The organism is Nonomuraea sp. NPDC001636, from assembly GCF_040298265.1.
Taxonomy (GTDB): domain Bacteria; phylum Actinomycetota; class Actinomycetes; order Streptosporangiales; family Streptosporangiaceae; genus Nonomuraea.
The window spans coordinates 159,487-175,998 of sequence record NZ_JBEOZT010000021.1 but is presented as its reverse complement, the minus strand read 5'-3'; the positions used below and the strand labels follow the sequence as shown (position 1 = coordinate 175,998).

Annotated in this window: 20 protein-coding genes and 1 riboswitch; of the genes, 10 read left to right on the top strand and 10 right to left on the bottom strand. The window is 73.2% G+C overall.

Annotated features, from left to right (window positions below; genetic code table 11):
* Positions 1-4: 4 nt before the first annotated feature.
* Positions 5-547, top strand: a complete 543-nt coding sequence (locus ABT158_RS33420) for an RICIN domain-containing protein (protein WP_352360320.1) — start codon at positions 5-7, stop codon at positions 545-547.
* 29 nt (positions 548-576) lie between these two features.
* Here the strand turns inward: ABT158_RS33420 and ABT158_RS33415 are convergent, their stop codons facing one another.
* On the bottom strand, positions 577-1,182 hold the full coding sequence (locus ABT158_RS33415) for a TetR/AcrR family transcriptional regulator (RefSeq protein ID WP_352360318.1): 606 nt from the start codon (positions 1,180-1,182) through the stop codon (positions 577-579).
* 69 nt (positions 1,183-1,251) lie between these two features.
* On the opposite strand from ABT158_RS33415, the gene ABT158_RS33410 reads away from it, so the two are divergent.
* A complete protein-coding gene (locus tag ABT158_RS33410; RefSeq protein WP_352360316.1) occupies positions 1,252-2,784 on the top strand; it encodes an FAD-dependent monooxygenase in 1,533 nt (510 codons plus the stop codon).
* A gap of 29 nt (positions 2,785-2,813) precedes the next feature.
* Here ABT158_RS33410 and ABT158_RS33405 read toward each other — a convergent pair whose 3' ends face one another.
* Complete coding sequence (locus ABT158_RS33405) at positions 2,814-3,134, bottom strand: DMT family transporter (RefSeq protein WP_352360314.1); 321 nt, start codon at positions 3,132-3,134, stop codon at positions 2,814-2,816.
* A gap of 2 nt (positions 3,135-3,136) precedes the next feature.
* On the bottom strand, positions 3,137-3,784 hold the full coding sequence (locus tag ABT158_RS33400; protein ID WP_352360311.1) for an FMN-dependent NADH-azoreductase: 648 nt from the start codon (positions 3,782-3,784) through the stop codon (positions 3,137-3,139).
* Positions 3,785-3,897: 113 nt separating this feature from the next.
* Between ABT158_RS33400 and ABT158_RS33395 the strand changes: the two genes are divergently transcribed.
* Entirely contained in the window at positions 3,898-4,518 is a 621-nt protein-coding gene (locus ABT158_RS33395) for a TetR/AcrR family transcriptional regulator (protein WP_352360309.1), read from the top strand.
* A gap of 16 nt (positions 4,519-4,534) precedes the next feature.
* Here ABT158_RS33395 and ABT158_RS33390 read toward each other — a convergent pair whose 3' ends face one another.
* The 3 genes from ABT158_RS33390 to ABT158_RS33380 form a co-directional block, all read right to left on the bottom strand.
* A complete protein-coding gene (locus ABT158_RS33390; protein WP_352360307.1) occupies positions 4,535-4,741 on the bottom strand; it encodes a hypothetical protein in 207 nt (68 codons plus the stop codon).
* The gene (locus ABT158_RS33385; protein ID WP_352360305.1) at positions 4,717-4,959 is read right to left on the bottom strand and encodes a hypothetical protein; all 243 of its coding nucleotides are present in this window, start codon (positions 4,957-4,959) and stop codon (positions 4,717-4,719) included. The genes ABT158_RS33390 and ABT158_RS33385 overlap by 25 nt, the downstream gene beginning before the upstream one ends.
* 109 nt (positions 4,960-5,068) lie before the next feature.
* Positions 5,069-6,010: an alpha/beta hydrolase gene (locus ABT158_RS33380; RefSeq protein WP_352360303.1), complete on the bottom strand. Its 942-nt coding sequence runs from the start codon at positions 6,008-6,010 to the stop codon at positions 5,069-5,071.
* 200 nt (positions 6,011-6,210) lie between these two features.
* Positions 6,211-6,415, top strand: a riboswitch (cobalamin riboswitch).
* 129 nt (positions 6,416-6,544) lie between these two features.
* Between ABT158_RS33380 and ABT158_RS33375 the strand changes: the two genes are divergently transcribed.
* Complete coding sequence (locus ABT158_RS33375; protein WP_352360301.1) at positions 6,545-8,989, top strand: ribonucleoside-diphosphate reductase subunit alpha; 2,445 nt, start codon at positions 6,545-6,547, stop codon at positions 8,987-8,989.
* A gap of 17 nt (positions 8,990-9,006) precedes the next feature.
* Positions 9,007-10,002, top strand: coding sequence for a ribonucleotide-diphosphate reductase subunit beta (locus ABT158_RS33370; RefSeq protein WP_352360299.1), 996 nt, complete (start codon positions 9,007-9,009; stop codon positions 10,000-10,002).
* A gap of 56 nt (positions 10,003-10,058) precedes the next feature.
* Here the strand turns inward: ABT158_RS33370 and ABT158_RS33365 are convergent, their stop codons facing one another.
* Positions 10,059-10,355, bottom strand: a complete 297-nt coding sequence (locus tag ABT158_RS33365) for a DUF4287 domain-containing protein (RefSeq protein WP_352360297.1) — start codon at positions 10,353-10,355, stop codon at positions 10,059-10,061.
* Between the two features lie 105 nt (positions 10,356-10,460).
* Between ABT158_RS33365 and ABT158_RS33360 the strand changes: the two genes are divergently transcribed.
* The 3 genes from ABT158_RS33360 to ABT158_RS33350 all read left to right on the top strand — a co-directional run bounded on the left by ABT158_RS33360 (position 10,461) and on the right by ABT158_RS33350 (position 12,745).
* Positions 10,461-11,306: an acyl-CoA thioester hydrolase/BAAT C-terminal domain-containing protein gene (locus ABT158_RS33360; RefSeq protein ID WP_352360295.1), complete on the top strand. Its 846-nt coding sequence runs from the start codon at positions 10,461-10,463 to the stop codon at positions 11,304-11,306.
* 82 nt (positions 11,307-11,388) lie between these two features.
* Entirely contained in the window at positions 11,389-11,895 is a 507-nt protein-coding gene (locus ABT158_RS33355; protein ID WP_352360293.1) for a GNAT family N-acetyltransferase, read from the top strand.
* Between the two features lie 133 nt (positions 11,896-12,028).
* Positions 12,029-12,745 carry a dienelactone hydrolase family protein gene (locus ABT158_RS33350; RefSeq protein ID WP_352360291.1) on the top strand — a complete coding sequence of 239 codons (717 nt, stop codon included), beginning with the start codon at positions 12,029-12,031 and terminating at the stop codon, positions 12,743-12,745.
* A gap of 44 nt (positions 12,746-12,789) precedes the next feature.
* Here the strand turns inward: ABT158_RS33350 and ABT158_RS33345 are convergent, their stop codons facing one another.
* The 3 genes from ABT158_RS33345 to ABT158_RS33335 are packed head-to-tail and all read right to left on the bottom strand — an operon-like array spanning position 12,790 to position 15,084.
* On the bottom strand, positions 12,790-13,431 hold the full coding sequence (locus ABT158_RS33345) for an NAD(P)-dependent oxidoreductase (RefSeq protein ID WP_352360289.1): 642 nt from the start codon (positions 13,429-13,431) through the stop codon (positions 12,790-12,792).
* On the bottom strand, positions 13,428-14,252 hold the full coding sequence (locus tag ABT158_RS33340) for an SGNH/GDSL hydrolase family protein (protein ID WP_352360287.1): 825 nt from the start codon (positions 14,250-14,252) through the stop codon (positions 13,428-13,430). The genes ABT158_RS33345 and ABT158_RS33340 overlap by 4 nt, the downstream gene beginning before the upstream one ends.
* Before the next feature lie 55 nt (positions 14,253-14,307).
* Entirely contained in the window at positions 14,308-15,084 is a 777-nt protein-coding gene (locus ABT158_RS33335; protein ID WP_352360285.1) for an SDR family NAD(P)-dependent oxidoreductase, read from the bottom strand.
* Positions 15,085-15,151: 67 nt separating this feature from the next.
* Between ABT158_RS33335 and ABT158_RS33330 the strand changes: the two genes are divergently transcribed.
* Together ABT158_RS33330 and ABT158_RS33325 are read left to right on the top strand one after the other, a co-directional pair.
* A complete protein-coding gene (locus tag ABT158_RS33330; protein WP_352360283.1) occupies positions 15,152-15,619 on the top strand; it encodes a MarR family winged helix-turn-helix transcriptional regulator in 468 nt (155 codons plus the stop codon).
* Between the two features lie 122 nt (positions 15,620-15,741).
* Positions 15,742-16,497: a sigma 54 modulation/S30EA ribosomal C-terminal domain-containing protein gene (locus tag ABT158_RS33325; RefSeq protein ID WP_352360281.1), complete on the top strand. Its 756-nt coding sequence runs from the start codon at positions 15,742-15,744 to the stop codon at positions 16,495-16,497.
* Positions 16,498-16,512: the final 15 nt, after the last annotated feature.

The following is a 16,512-nucleotide window of genomic DNA, read 5'->3' as shown; positions in this document are numbered from 1 at the left end:
TCGCATGAAGAGACACCTCCTTCGCCCGGCGGCCGTCGCCGCCCCGCTGCTCGTCCTCGCCCTCACCGCCGCCCCGGCGCCCGCGTCGGCCTCGTCCGTCTGGGCCGCCTCGAACGTCCAGCTCGTCAACCGGCAGACCGGCAAGTGCCTGACCATCGCCGGGGGCGTCAGCACGGAGAACAACGTGCACGCCGTCCAGTACGACTGCGACAGCCACCCCTCCCGCCGCTGGGACGTCTGGGGCTACTCCAGCGCAGCCCTGCAGGTCAGGAACCGCCAGACCGGCAAGTGCCTGACCATCGCCGGGGGCGTCAGCACCGAGAACAACGTCGTCGCCCTCCAGTACACCTGCGACACCCACCCCTCGCGCTACTGGGCCCTCGGCAACCGCGTCGGCCAGTACGTCGAGTTCCGCAACGTGCAGACCGCCAAGTGCCTGACCATCGCCGGCGGCGTCAGTCCCGCCAACAACCTGGAGGCCGTCCAGTACACCTGCGACGGGCACCCGTCCAGGTTCTGGGAGGTCCGCGACTACTACGGGAGCTGACCGGCTCGCCGCCACGGGGTGGCCGCCGGTCAGCCGGGGGGCGCGCCCAGCAGGGGCAGCCACACCTCGTCCACGATCTCGGCGATCGACTCCTCCGGCACCCGGCGCATCGTGACGAGCATGTCGTGCCGGAGCAGGTCCAGCGGCAGGTTCACCACCCTGGACGAACGCGGCACGTCGGGCAGCTCGCCGCGCTCGACCGCCCGGCCCACGATCGTCTCGAACGCGGTCGCCCGGCCGGGCGGCAGCAGCGTGTCGCGCAGCTCGGTGAGGCTGGTGCCGGCCTCCCGGAAGTAGTCGGCGAGCTGCACGCTCATCAGCGTCAGCATGCCCGCGCGGTCGTCACCGGCGTTGCGCAGGAACCCGACGGCGTCCTCGCGCAGGCTGCCGGTGTCGGGCACGTCGATCAGCCGCCAGAACTTGGCGAGGGTGGCCAGCAGCAGGTCGTCGCGCCGGGGCCAGCGCCGGTAGAGCACCGGGCGGCTGGTGCCGGCGCGGGCGGCGACGGCCTCGAAGGTGAAGCCGTGGTAGCCGTGCTCGACCAGCACCTGCCAGGCGGCGTCGAGGATCGCCTCCTCCAGCGCGGGGCCGCGACGGCGGGACGCGCCGCCGGGGGCACGGTGCTTGAGAGTCACTTGCGTATCTTATCCCGGCGCCCTACGGTGGCCGGAATTAGATACAGCCCTGTACTCAAAGGACCCTCCATGATGTTCGACGTCATCGTCGTCGGCGCCGGGCCCGCCGGCCTCTTCCTCGCCTGCGAGCTGCGCCTGGCCGGCGTGCGGCCGCTGGTGCTGGAACGACGGCCGGAGCCCGACCTGTCGGACAAGGCCCACGGCCTGGCCGGGCAGGTCGTCCGGCTGCTGGACCACCGCGGCCTGTTCGAACGCTGCGGCGGCCGGGGCGTCCCGGCGCCGGCGCCCGGCCACTTCTTCGGCGGGATGCCGTTGCCGCTGCACACGCTCGGCGAGGCCAACCCGATGTACCTGCTGCCCTGCGACCAGCGCGACCTCGAACGGGTGCTCGCCGCGCGCGCGGCCGAACTGGGCGCGGAGGTGCGGCGCGGCCAGGAGGTGATCTCCTTCGGCCAGGACGCCGACCGGGTCGAGGTCGTGACCCGCGGCCCCGGCGGCGCCGAGACCACCCTCACCGCCCGCTACCTGGTCGGCTGCGACGGCGGCCACAGCCTGGTCAGGAAGGCGGCGGGCATCGGCTTCCCCGGCGTCAGCGACGACCACGTCGTGGACCGCTCGGCCCTCATCGGCCCGAGCGAGCACTTCCGGGTCCTGCCCGGCGGGCGCGTCCTGATCGAGGGGCTCGGCGAGATCCCCGCCCACTTCCACCGCACCGATCGCGGCGTCTTCACCCTCCTGGCCCACGACCTGCGGCGGCCGCTGATCAACACCGCCGAGTGGGAGGACCAACCGGCGGGCGGCTACCCGGGGCCGGGCGCGCCGATGACGCTGGCCGAGATGGAGAAGAGCGTCGAACGCGTCCTCGGCGTGCGCCTGCCGCTGAGCCCGCCGCCCGAGGGGGCGCCGGTCATGCTGCGCCGGCTGTGCGGGCGCAACACCCGGCTCGCCGACCGCTACCGCGCCGGGCGCGTCTTCATCGCCGGCGACGCCGCCCAGGTGAGCCACGGGCCCACCCTGAACCTGGCGCTCCAGGACGCCGCCAACCTGGCCTGGAAACTCGCCGCCACGCTCCGGGGGCAGGCCCCGGAAGGGCTCCTGGACAGCTACGAGACCGAGCGCCGCGCGTGCGCGGAACGGGTGGTCACCCAGACCCTCGCCGCGACCGCCCTGCTGGCGCCCGGCGCCGAGGTCACCGCGCTGCGACGGCTGTTCGCCGAGCTCCTGGGCCGTACGGAGAACCTGCGCATGATCGCCGAGCTGATGGCGGGCGGCGACGTCCGCCATGACATGGGGGAGGAGCGGCCCGCCGGGCCCACCGGCTGGTTCGCGCCGTCCCTGGCGCTGACCACCGGCGACGGGCGGCCGTGGCGCCTGGCCGAGCTGATGCGCGACGCCCGCCCCCTGCTCCTGGACCTGACCGGCGGCGACGCCCTGGCCACCGCCGCCGCGCCCTGGCTCGGCCGGGTGCGCCACGTGGCCGCCACTGCCGCCGACGCCCCCGCCCCGGCGCTGCTCGTCCGGCCCGACGGCTACGTCGCCTGGGCGGGCGCGGGCCCCGACGGACTCAGGGCCGCCCTCGCCCGCTGGTTCGGCCCGAGCTGAGCCCGGCCGCCCGTCCGGACGGGGAGGGGTCACTCCGGGCTGGTGAGGCGGGCCAGCACGATGCCGCCGACGATCAGCGCCAGCGCCGCCATCCGGCCGATCGACATCGGGTCCTTGTGCACGACGACGCCCAGGGCGATCGCGCCGACGGCCCCGATGCCGGTGAAGACCGCGTACGCGGTGCCGACGGGGAGGGTCTTCATCGAGTACGACAGCAGCCAGACCGCGGCCACCATGAGGACGAAGCAGATCAGCGTGGGCAGCGGCCTGGTGAAGCCCTGGGTGGGCTTGATGCTCTGCGCCCAGGCGATCTCGACCAGCCCGGCCAGCCCGAGGATGAGCCAGTTCATCGTCAGAACTCCTTCCCCAGATCGCGGGCGCCGCGCAGCGCGGCGGCGTACAGCTCGTCGTGCTGGGCGCGCAGGTGGAACAGGCCGGGGTCGACGCGGGAGTTGGCCAGCTCGGCGGTGACGACGGTGGTGTCCTCGACGGCGAAGTGGCCGGCGAAGAAGTCACGCAGGTAGCGCTCCTGGTAGTCGAACCTGGCCTTGGGGGCGCCCGGCGAGTAGGCCCCGCCGCGCGCGGTGGTGACCACGAAACGCCGCCCGGCCAGGGACATCTTGGGGAAGGTCACCTGGTCGAGCCAGGCCTTGAGCGCCGACGGGATCGAGTAGTTGTACATCGGGGTGGCGATCAGCACCACGTCCGCGGCCACCAGCTGCGACAGCAGCGGCTCGACGATCGCCCAGGCGGCCGCCTGCTCCGGGGTGCGGGCGGCCTCGTGGTAGCGGGAGATGTCGGTGATCTGGTTGGCCATGACGTAGTCGCACAGCTCGGTCCACGCCTCCCCGATGTGCGGCACCGGCTCGGCGGCCAGGTCGCGGTGGACGTAGGTGCCCTCGGGGTGGGCGGACCGCCACGCCTCGGCGAAGGTGTCGCCGAGTTCGCGGCTGATCGAACGGCGTCGGGCGCTGGCGTCCAGGTGCAGCAGAACGGCCATGGGAGGGGCTCCTCGAAATAAGTGGACATCGCGTCCGGTTTGCGGTCGAGGTGACCGTAGCAAGTAAGCGGGCACGTTGTCCACTTATGTCGGAGTGGGTTAGAGTCGCCGCCATGGAGTCCCGTACCGAGTTGCTGACCGGACGTCCCGTGGCGGAGACGGGCCGCCCGCGCGAGCGCGCCGACGCCGCCCGCAACCGCGCCAAGGTGCTCGCCGCGGCGGCCGAGCTGTTCGCCACCCGCGACCCGCGCGCCGTGACCATGGACGACATCGCCAAGGCCGCCGGCGTCGGGCGGGGCACGCTCTACCGCCGCTATCCCGACACCGTCTCGATCGCGCAGGCCCTGCTCGACGAGCACGAGCGCGAGCTGCAGGAACGCCTGCTGCGCGGCGACCCGCCGCTCGGCCCCGGCGCGCCCCCCGCCGACCGGCTCGCCGCCTTCTACGCCGCGATGGTCGGCCTGCTGGACGAGCACATCTCGCTCGTCCTGGGCGCCGAGCAGGGCCCGCTGCGCTACGCCACCGGCGCCTACGGGTTCTGGCGGGCGCACGTGCGGGTGCTGCTGACCGAGGCGGGCGTCCCGGAGACCGAGGCGCTGGCCGACATCCTGCTGGCCCCGCTGGGCCCCGACGTCTACGCCGAGCAGCGCAGGCGCGGGCTCACCCCCGAGCAGATCACCGCCGCCCTGGCCCGGCTGGCGCACGGCATCGTCGCCCGGGACGCCGGCCGCTGACCGCGCCGGCGGCGGCTCACCCCCAGGCCGCCGCCTTGTCGTACGGATCGACGTTCCTGAAGGCCATCCCGACGATCTCCGCGACGTCGTCGTCGCCGTAGGTCCCGGGCAGGGCGAGGCCGAGGCGTTCGAACAGCGCCCGCACCTCCTCGACCGTGGGCGAGAACGACAACGTCACGTCCTCGGCGCCCCTGAGGTTCAGCGGGCGCGCCTGCGCCGGCACCCGGTTGAACTCCTCGCCCCGCACCAGCCGGACCGCCGACTGCTCCTGGAGCAGGGACGGCAGCAGGTCGCGCTCATGAACAGGTTGAGCGACTGGGCGTTGCTGACGGCCTCCGCGGTGGCGATGCCCGCGACGTCGAGGACGCTCACCACGACCGCCACCGCCAGGGCGACGAGGATGTCGACGTTGACGCCGATCCAGGCGAGGATGCGCTTCACTGACCGTCCCATCGCGAGGGGCCACGGGGTGACACCCCGAATCATGAAGCAGAACCCGGCGCCGCGCGAGGGGCCGGGTCGTCCTCGCCTGCCCGCTCCGGTCGTGGCGTTACGCGGTGAGGGCGTCGCGGAGGAAGCCCAGGATGTCCGCCCGCGCGTCCTCGGCCTGGGGGGCCAGGGCCGGCAGGCTGAGGAAGGCGTGCCCGGCCCCCGGGTACTCGGCCAGGCGGGCGGGGGTGCCGGCGGCCTGCAGCGCCTCGGCGTAGCGGCGGCCGTGGTCGGCGATCGGGTCGTGGGTCGGCACCGCCACGAGCGCCGGGGCCAGCCCGCCCAGGTCGCCGGCGTGCAGGGGGGAGAGCGCGCGGGCGTCCGTGCCCTCGGGCGCGGCGAGCCGGTGGACCAACCGCAGCACCGGCACGCCGAGCGTCGGGGTGTCGGCGTGTTCGGCCGTCGAGGAGTGGTCGAACATCGTACCGGTCACGTCCACGGCGGGGTTGACCAGCACCTGGGCCTTCAGGGGCAGACCGGCGTCGCGGGCCCTGATCGCCGCCAGGGCGCAGATCAGCCCGCCGCAGCTCTCGCCGAACAGGACGGCCCGCGCCGGGTCGACGCCCCACTGCGCGGCGTGCTCCAGCACGTGCCGGAGCGCGTCCCAGCCGTCGTCGGCGGCGGCGGCCAGCGGCGTGTGCCGGTCGAGCAGGCGGTGGTCCACCGAGACGACGACGGCGGGCAGGTGGGCGGCGAGGTGGCTGTTGACCCAGTCGCTCTGCGGCGCCGTGCCGACGAAGCCGCCTCCGTGCACGTGCAGCACCAGCGGCAGGACGTCCCCCGGCCCGGCCGCTCGGGGCCGGTGGACCCGGACGCGGAGGTCGCGGCCGGGCAGCGCCACCGTCCGCCAGTCGATGGCGGCGCCGGGATCCGGCCGGCCGGTGATCGCCTGTGCCTCGACGGAGGCGCGCAGCCGGTTCTCCGCCTCGACGTAGGCGGCCAGTTCGGCGGGGGTGACGGTGTCCCAGTCCGGCGTGACCGGACGGGTGAAGGTGTCGCTCATGGGGTCTCCTCGGCTTTTCGCTACTTGAAGTATCGATACCTAAGGTAGCGAAAATCTGGCACGGCCGGTCTATGACCTCGATCACACACCGGTCCGTCCGTGAGGCACGCGGGGAGCGGCCCCGCGGCGGGTGGCCGGATCGGAGCGGGGGTTCTTCGCAACACGAGATGTTGGGTGTGACTTTTTGATCCGCCCTATATATGGTGTCTCCCGCAGCCGGTTCGGTCGCCCCGCCAGGGCGGCCGAAGCAAGAGGGAACCCGGTGGGAATCCGGGACTGCCCCGCAGCGGTGAGTGGGAACGAACGCCGTCAGACGCACTGGGCCGAAGGCCCGGGAAGCGACGGCCAGTAGGCAGCGACAGCATGCCCACAAGTCCGAAGACCTGCCGGCGCGCCGCGCGCGATCATGCGCGCGCGGCTGCTCCGAGGCCGCGCGGGACGGCGGACGGCACCGGCGAGAGGGCTGTGGCGCCTCGCCGTCCGCCTCCTGCGCGCGTTCTCGGCGACCGACCGAGTTCACGAGGGGAGAGCGCAGTGACGGTCACAGGGGACCCGATGACGGACCTGGCCGGGACGGCGCGGGCGGACGCCGACAGGTCCGCGCCGCGGCGTGTCCAGATGCAGGTGCGCAAGCGCAACGGCACCGCGGAGCCGGTCGACGTCAACAAGATCGTACGTGCGGTGGAGCACTGGGCGGCCGATCTGACGGACATCGACCCGATGCGGGTGGCCACCAAGACGATCAGCGGCCTCTACGACGGGGCCACCACCGCCGAGCTCGACCGGCTGTCCATCCAGACGGCCGCCGAGATGATCGGCGAGGAGCCGCAGTACTCGCGCCTGGCCGCGCGGCTGCTGTCGGGCTACATCGACAAGGAGGTCCGCGGGCAGGGCGTGGCCTCCTTCAGCCAGGCGATCCGGCTGGGCCACGCCGAGGGGCTCATCGGCGACGAGACCGCCGAGTTCGTCAACGCCAACGCCCGCAAGCTCGACGACGCCATCGACGTCACCGCCGACCTGCGGTTCGAGTACTTCGGGCTGCGCACGGTCTATGACCGTTACCTGCTGCGCCACCCGTCCACCCGGCTGGTGGTGGAGACGCCGCAGTACTGGCTGCTGCGCGTGGCCTGCGGGCTGGCCGAGACGCCCGCCGAGGCGGTCGGCTTCTACCGGCTCATGTCGTCGCTGGCCTATCTGCCCAGCTCGCCGACGCTGTTCAACTCCGGCACCCGGCACACCCAGATGTCCTCCTGCTACCTGGTCGACTCGCCCCGTGACGAGATCGGCTCGATCTACGACCGCTACGCCCAGGTGGCGCAGCTGTCGAAGTTCGCCGGCGGGATCGGCATCTCCTGGTCGCGGGTGCGCTCCCGGGGCGCGCTGATCCGCGGCACGAACGGGCACTCCAACGGCATCGTCCCGTGGCTGCGCACGCTCGACGCGTCGGTGGCCGCGGTCAACCAGGGCGGCCGGCGCAAGGGCGCGGCCTGCGTCTACCTGGAGCCCTGGCACCCGGACGTCGAGGAGTTCCTGGAGCTGCGCGACAACACCGGCGAGGACGCGCGCCGCACCCACAACCTCAACCTGGCCAACTGGATCCCCGACGAGTTCATGCGCCGGGTCGAGGCCGACGGCACCTGGTCGCTGTTCGACCCCGACGAGGTCCCCGAGCTGCCCGACCTGTGGGGCGAGGCGTTCGAGGAGGCCTACCGCGCCGCCGAGCGCGACGGCCGGTACGTCCGGCAGGTCAAGGCCCGCGACCTGTACGCCAAGATGATGCGCACCCTGGCCCAGACCGGCAACGGCTGGATGACCTTCAAGGACGCCGCCAACCGCCTGTGCAACCAGGCGGCCGAGCCCGGCAACGTCGTGCACCTGTCCAACCTGTGCACCGAGATCGTCGAGGTGTCCAGCGACGCCGAGACCGCGGTCTGCAACCTGGGCTCGGTCAACCTCGCCGCCCACCTGACGGGCACGGGCCCCGACGGCGACATCGACGGCGGCATCGACTGGGAGCGGCTGCGCGCCACCGTCCGCACCGCGGTCACCTTCCTCGACCGGGTGATCGACATCAACTACTACCCGAGCGAGCAGGCCGCGGCCAGCAACCCGCGCTGGCGCCCGGTCGGCCTCGGCGTGATGGGCCTGCAGGACGTCTTCTTCGCCCTGCGCCTGCCGTTCGACTCGGCCGAGGCCAAGGAGCTGTCCACCCGGATCGCCGAGGAGATCTACCTGTCGGCGCTGGAGACCTCCGCCGCCCTGGCCGAGCGCTTCGGCGCCCACCCCGCCTACGACCAGACGTGGGCGGCCCGTGGCCGGCTCCAGCACGACCTGTGGGGGGAGAGCGGCACCCAGGCCGGGCGCTGGGACGCGGTGCGCGAGCGCATCGCCGCCCACGGCCTGCGCAACTCGCTGCTGATCGCGATCGCGCCGACCGCCACCATCGCCTCGATCGTCGGCTGCTACGAGTGCATCGAGCCGCAGGTGTCCAACCTGTTCAAGCGCGAGACGCTGAGCGGGGAGTTCCTGCAGATCAACAACGCGCTGGTGGCCGAGCTGAAGTCGCGCGGCCTGTGGAACGACCGCGTCCGGGCGGCCATCAAGCAGGCCGAGGGCTCAGTGCAGGGCATCGCCGAGCTGCCGGAGGACGTGCGCCGGCTGTTCCGCACCGCCTGGGAGCTGCCGCAGCGGGCGCTGATCGACATGGCCGCCGCGCGCTCGCCGTTCATCGACCAGAGCCAGTCGCTCAACCTGTTCATGAGCGCGCCGACGATCGACAAGCTCTCCTCGATGTACCTGTACGCCTGGAAGTCCGGCCTGAAGACCACCTACTACCTGCGCTCGCGCCCGGCCACCCGCATCCAGCAGGCCACCGTGCCCCTCGCGTCCCCCGCGGCCCCCGTGCCCCTCGGGAACAAGTCCGAGGAGGCCCTGGTGTGCTCCCTGGAGAACCCCGAGTCGTGCGAAGCCTGCCAGTGACCCCCGAGGAGAATCCGATGTTGCTCGACCCGGGCATGAGCCTGACCCTGCGGCCCATGCGCTACCCCCTGTTCTTCGACCGCTACCGCGACGCGATCAAGAACACCTGGACGGTCGAGGAGGTGGACCTGCACTCCGACCTGAAGGACCTGACCAGGCTGTCGGCGGCCGAGCGCCACCTGGTCAGCCGCCTGGTCGCCTTCTTCGCCACCGGCGACACGATCGTGGCCAACAACCTGGTGCTCAACCTCTACCAGCACGTCAACGCCCCCGAGGCGCGCCTGTACCTGAGCAGGCAGCTGTTCGAGGAGGCGGTGCACGTCCAGTTCTACCTGAACCTGCTGGACACGTACGTGCCGGACGAGGAGGAGCGGTTCGCGGCGTTCGCGGCGGTGGAGAACATCCCCTCCATCCGGCGCAAGGCCGAGTTCTGCTTCCGCTGGATCGACTCCATCGGCGGCCTCCAGCGGCTGGAGACCCGCGAGGACCGGCGGGCGTTCCTGCTCAACCTGATCTGCTTCGCCGCCTGCATCGAGGGCCTGTTCTTCTACGGCGCGTTCGCCTACGTCTACTTCCTGCGCTCGCGCGGCCTGCTGAACGGGCTGGCCTCGGGCACCAACTGGGTCTTCCGCGACGAGTCCATGCACATGGCCTTCGCCTTCGACGTGGTGGACGTCGTCCGGCAGGAGGAGCCGGACCTCTTCGACGAGGAGATGGCAGGCCAGGTCAGGGAGATGCTGGCCGAGGCGGTCGACTGCGAGGCGCAGTTCGCCGAGGACCTGCTCGGGCAGGGCGTGCCGGGCATGTCGACCGCGGACATGCGCTCGTACCTGGAGCACGTGGCCGACCGGCGGCTGGCCCAGCTCGGCATCGAGCCGCTGTACGGGTCGAAGAACCCGTTCGCGTTCATGGAGCTGCAGGACGTGCAGGAGTTGTCGAACTTCTTCGAGCGGCGGGTGTCGGCGTATCAGATGGGGGTGACCGGCTCGGTCAGCTTCGACGCCGACTTCTGATCCCTACAGATCTACAACGTAAAGCCGTCCGGCGGGACGAATCCCCGCCGGGCGGGTCAGGCGGGGTCGGGGCGGTTGTCCTTGCCGTCCAGCCAGAGGACGTCGGACTCGTCGCGGTGGGAACCGGTGGTGCCGACGTGCCTGGCGTCGATCCGCGGACCCTTCTTGATCACGTGGACGAGGGCCATGGCGTGGCCGCGTCCGAGGTCGTAGTCCTGCTTGAGCCAGTCGATGATCGTCCCGGCCTTGGTGGACGGGGCGTCGAAGCCGCGTTCCTTGGCCAGGGCGATGAACTCACGGGGGGTCAGTCCGGTCTTGCCTTCGATGTTGTCCAGGTAAGCCTGGAAGGACATGGTGTTCTCCGCTCGTCATGGGGTGTTGCGGCCATGATGCACCATTTCGATGGGTGCGCCGTCTCAGTAGAATGCCGTTCCGCCGAGTGCCGAGGGGTGACGGTGATGGACGAGCGCGAACTGAGCCGCCCGTGGGAAGGCGTCCTGGTCACACCGGGCCCGGCCGTCCGCACGGGCGTGCTCGTGCTGGCGGGGTCGAGCGGGCGGATCGAACGGGACAGAGCCCGCCTGCTGGCCGCGGAGGGGGTGACCGCGCTGTCGATCCGCTGGTTCGGCGGGCCGGGGCAGCCGCCGGGCATCTGCGAGATCCCGCTGGAGACGTTCGTGTCGGCCGTCGATCTGCTGGAGTCCACCGGCGTCCGGCGGGTCTGCGTGCTGGGCATGTCGAAGGGGGCCGAGGCCGCGCTGCTGACCGCAGTCCGGGACCGGCGGATCGGCGGGGTGGTGGCGCTGTCGCCGACCTCGCTCGTGTGGGGCAACGTCGGGCCGGGGCCGGACGGGGAGAGACGTCCCTACCGGTCGTCCTGGACGTGGAAGGGGCGGCCGCTGCCGTTCGTCCCGTACGACGACGACTGGGCCGAGGCCGAGCCTGAGCACGGCCCGCTGGCCCTGCGCGAGCTGTACGAGCTCAGCCAGCGCACGTTCGCCGGCCTGTTGCCGGCCGCGGAGATCCCGATCGAGGCGGCGGCGGCCGACGTGCTGCTGGTGGCCGGCGGGGATGACGCCATGTGGCCGTCCCTGCCGTTCGCCCGGCGGCTGGCCGCCCGGCGACGTGCCGCCGGGCGCCCGGTGCGGGTGGTCAGCCGGGCCGGGGCCGGTCATCGTCCGCGCCTGCCGGGGGAGGGGCCCGCCCCCGAGTCGCCGGACTTCGTCTACGGGGGCGACCCGGTCGCCGACGCCGGGCTCGGGGCCGACGCCTGGCCGCACATCCTCGACCTGCTGCACGGCTGACGCCCGCGGTTCCCCTACGGTGATCGTCTTCTGCTAGTTTGTACCTTCCGGCCGGATGTCGCATCTGGCCGAGAGTGCTTGTATGACCACTTCTCCGGTAAGTGTGCGGCTCGTCGAGGCCGCGGATCACCCCACCGTCGAACGCCTCTGGCTCATGTTCCGCCACGACATGGCGGACTTCCAGGGCGGGCTCCCCGACCCCGACGGCACCTACCACGGCGACCGCCTGCGCACCGCCCTCGATGACGACGACTGGACGGCCTACCTGTTCACCAGCGGCGACCGGCCGGTCGGGTTCGCGTTCGTGCGTGCGGCGGCCGGCCCGGTCCGGGTGCTGAACAGCTTCTTCGTGGTCCGCGGGGCGCGCCGGTCGGGGATCGGGCTGCGGGTCGTCCGGGAGGTGATCTCCCGGCATCCCGGGCCGTGGCGGATCGCCTTCCAGGACGCCAACACGGCGGGCGTGGCGTTCTGGCGGCGCGTGGCGACCGAGTTCGCCGGTGAGGCGTGGACGGAGGAGCGCCGGCCCGTCCCCAACCGCCCGGACGTCCCGCCGGACGTGTGGATCTCCTTCACCGCAGCCGAGATCTGATGGTGTGGTACGTTCTTGCGACGCATCGAACTGAGGGGGTGAGACCGATCAACGTTGTGACAGGTCGGGGCTCCCTCACGCGCATCGCCTAGGGAGCGCCCGCACAAGGCATCCCGAAAGGCTCGAGACGCGCATGCGTTTTCTCTCCCGGACGTCGGCCGACGGCGTCATCGAACGATCCTTCGCCCTCGGCGACGTCCCCGGCGTCCTGTGGACCCCGCGCGACGCCGAACCCCGCGGCCTGGTCCTGATCGGGCACGGCGGCGGGCAGCACAAGCAGGCCCCGGGCGTCGTGGGGCGCGCGCACCGGCTGGCGGCCGAACGCGGCTTCGCAGCGGCGGCCATCGACGCGCCGGCCCACGGCGACCGGCCCCGGAGCGCCGAGCACGAGCGGATCATCGCCGCGATGCGGGAGCGCATGGCCGGCGCGGGCGACCCCACCCCGCTGCTGGCCGAGCTGCACACGCTGCTGGCCGCCCAGACCGTGCCGGAGTGGCGGTCGGTCCTGGACGCGCTCGACGACCAGGGGCCGGTGGGTTACTGGGGCGTCTCGCTGGGCTGTGCCCTGGGGATCCCGCTGGTGGCCGCCGAGCCGCGGATCGGCGCGGCGGTCCTGGGGCTGAGCGGCACCTCGCTGGCCTCGGCCCAGGCCGCCGCCGGGATCACCGTCCCGGTGCGGTTCCTGCTGCAGTGGGACGACGAACGGGTGCCGCGGGCCGAGGCCCTGGCCCTGTTCGACGCCCTGGCCTCGGCCGAGAAGACCTTGCACGCCAACCCCGGCGGGCACGCGGACGTGCCGGACTTCGAGATCGACAGCGCCCTGCGCTTCCTCGCCGACCGGCTGGCCTGAGGCCGCCGCGGCCGGCCACGCCCACGACGTATTCGCCTGGGACGTCAGGAGCCGCCGGTGATCTCGACGACGGCGTGGCGGTTGTGCTCGTCGGTGAGGTGGTCGAGGAGGTAGTGGGCCAGGTCGGCGCGGGAGATCGAGCCCGCCTTGGCCAGGGGCGCGTTCATGGCGGTGCGGTAGCGGCCGGTCAGGGGGCCGTCGGTGAGCATCGGCGGGCGCACGATCGTCCAGTCGATGTCGTGGGCGGCGGTGACGGCGGCCTCCATGCGTCTCATGTCGGCGTAGCCGTGCCGGTAGAGGCGCTGGATCACGAAGCGGGTGACCAGGCGGCGGCCCAGCGGCGTGCCCGGCGGGATGTCCAGGCCCGCCGACGACAGGCACAGCAGGCGGCGCACCCCGCCGTCGCGCATGGCGGCGACGACGTTGGCGGTGCCCTGGGAGTAGACGGTGGTGGGGTGGCCGCGGTCGGTGCTGCCCAGGCACGACAGCACGGCCTCGTGCCCGGCGACGGCGTCCCGCCAGGGGCCGGGGGTCAGCACGTCGCCGCCGATCACGCTCACCCGCTCGCCCACCGGGACGCGGGCGGGGTCGCGGGCCAGGACGGTGACGTCGTGCCCGGCGGCCACCGCCTGCTCGACCACCTGGCGTCCGGTCCCGCCGGTCGCGCCGAGGACCATCAGCTTCATGCCGCACCGGCCAGGGCCCGTACGACGGCCTCGGCGATCTCGCGCTGGCCCTCGATGCTCAGGTGCACGCCGTCGTCGAGGAAGTGGTGGTCCTCGCGGACGGCGAGCCTGGTGTCCACGGTCGGCTCGGGACGGCCCAGCAGGTGGTCGGCGGTGGCGTCGACGTCCTTGCCGGCCCAGGTGATGCCGGCGCGCCGGAAGTGCGGGTAGGCGGCGGCGCGCGGCTCGTCGAAGGGGCTGGGGGTGAGCCAGACCCAGCGGACGGGCCCCCGCCGCTGGGCCAGGTCGTGCAGCATGGCCAGGTTGCGCTCGGTCTCGGCGGCGCTGACCAGGGTCGGCGCGTCGGGGGCCAGGTGCTGGGCGTCGTTGGCGCCGATCATGCACAGCACCAGGTCGGGACGCTGGAAGCCGAGGGCGGGCAGCTGGGTGAGCGCCTGGGTGGTGGTGCTGCCGGTGATCGCCAGGTTGGTGAAGCGGACGGCGTCGCCGGGACGGCGCAGCGCGACCACATGGCGCAGGATCTCGAACCAGGACAGGCGGTCGGCGGTGGTGCTCTCCCCGAGGGCCACCACGTGGAAGGCGTCGCGGGAGTCCTCGGGGCGCAGGGGCAGCCGGTCGACGGCGTCGGCGAGGCCGGGCCGGGCCAGCAGCGTCTCGGCGGCCTGCCGGGTCTGGCGGTCGAAGGCGTCCAGCAGCGCGCGGTAGGCGTCGGCGTCGAGGCCGAACAGGGCGGCGAGGCGGGCCTCGTCCGCGCCGATCAGGTACGGCAGGGCGCCGGGCCGCTGGAACCGGACGAGCCGTTCGGTCATCGGGTCGGTCATGACATGGCCTCCGTCTGGACGGTGGATGCGGGGGACGGGCGGAGCGCGGCGTTCGTCACGAGACCCGTCCGCCGGTGAGGTCGAGGGTCGCCCCGGTCACCCAGGAGGCGGCGGGCGAGGCGAGGTAGAGGACGGCCTGCGCGACGTCGGCGGGACGGCCGACCCGCCCGAGCGGGAAGGCCGCGGCGAGCTGGGCGAGCCGCTCGGCGGGCAGCGCGGCGAGCTTGTCGTTGAGCACGGCCGAGGGCGCCAGGCAGTTGACCCGCACGCCGTCGCCGCCCACCTCGGCGGCCAGGTGCCGGGCGAACATGACCACGCCGGCCTTGGCGGCGGCGTAGGCGGCGTTGGCGCCTCCGGGCTGCCGGCCCGCGGTGGACGACATCAGGATGATCGACCCGGCCCGCCGCTCCAGCATGCCCGGCAGGAACTCGTGGACGGTGAGGAACACCGAGGTCAGGTCGGACTCCAGCACGGCACGCCAGCGGCCGGGGTCGAGCCCCGCGGTCGGCGCGGGCGCGCCCTGGCCGCCGGCGAACGGGGCCAGGATGTCCACCGGCCCGAGCGCGGCCTCCACCGCGGCGCGGATGCGGGCCAGGGTGGCGGCGTCGGTCACGTCGCCGGGCGCGGCCAGCGCCCGGCCGCCCTCGGCGGTGATCGAGGCGACGACGCGGTCCACCGCCTCGGTGTCGCGGCCGGTGACCGCGACCCGGACGCCGTTGGCGGCCAGCGCGTGGCAGGTCGCCGCGCCGATGCCGCGGGAACCGCCGGTGACGAGGGCGACCTTGCCCTCCAGTCCGGGATGTCTGGGCCAGTCAGGCCGGTCGGTGGTCATCGCATTACTTCTCTCCAGAGAAAGGTTCACCTATGTGAAAGGTTCTGTGCGGAGTACAGTATGCGCTGTGTCCGCGTCCCGCAACCGCCCGATGGGCGTCGCCTTCCTGCTCGCGCAGCTCGGCGCGCACGCCGCCGGCCGGTTCGCCGCGCGGGTCGCCGAGCTCGGCCTGTCGCCGTCCGACGTCGGGCTGCTGCGGATGATCGCCCTCCAGCCGGGCCGCAGCCAGCAGTCGCTCGCCGCCGACCTCGGCGTGGTGCCCAGCCGGGTCACCGCGCTGCTCGACCCGCTCGACCGGGCCGGCCTGGTGGAGCGGCGCCGCTCGGCCGGCGACCGCCGCAACCACGAGCTGCACCTGACCGAGCAGGGCGCGAAGGTGATGGAGGACATCAGGAGGACCGCGATGGCGCACGAGGCCGACGTGACCTCGTGCCTCAGCCCCGACCAGCGCGGTCAGCTGCTCGCCCTGCTGGAGCTGGTCGCCGCCGACCAGGGCCTGACGCCGGGCGTGCATCCCGGCTACCGCCGCTCCTGAGGCCGCCCGCCGCCCGGCGGGCCGTAGGTCCCCGCGCGGGAGGACCTACGGCTCTGGCAGCAGCATCCGCCCGGGCCAGAGGCTTGGATCATCACCACCGGATGCGAAGAAGGTGTTCACGAATGAGGCACAGGCCCATCGCCCTTGACGCCGACGACGTGCAGGTCAGGATCCGCGGCGGCGGCGTGCGCGCGGCCGACGTGCGGCGCGCCCGCCACACCGTGGCCGACCTGACCCGGCTCGCCCACGAGCCGGTGCTCGGCGCGACGGTCAAGCTCGCCGCCACACCGCGGGTCGCGGGGGAACGGCGGACGGCCGAGGCCGTCGTGGACGTCCAGGGCCGGCTCATCAGGGCCCGGGCCGGCGCCGGCTCCACCCGCGCCGCCATCCACCTGCTCGGCGACCGGCTGCGGGCGCGGCTGCTGGAGAGCGCCCGGGACTGGGAGAACCGGCGCGGCCGCCAACCCCGGTCGCCCCACCTCGCCCCGCCCGCCGGGGAACGCCGGATCGTCCGGACCTTCACGGCCGCCCGCGCCGTGCCCGACGAGGCGGCGGTGGACATGGACGACCTCGACTACGACTTCCTGCTGTTCACCGAGACCGCGACCGGCCAGGACAGCGTGATCTACCGCACCGGCGACGGCTACCGCCTCGCCCGGCTCGACCCCCGTCCCGACCTGCCGGCGCCGGCCTGCGCGGCGATCTCGGTCAGCCCCCTGCCCGCCCCCCGCCTCACCGCCGGGCAGGCCCTCGACCGGCTGGAGCTGACCGGTTTCCCGTTCGTCTTCTTCGCCGACTCCGGCACCGGGGCGGGCTGCCTCCTCTACCGCCGCGACGACGGGGACTACGGCCTGGTGACCACGGCACACGAAGACTGAAGGCCGGCGCCGCCC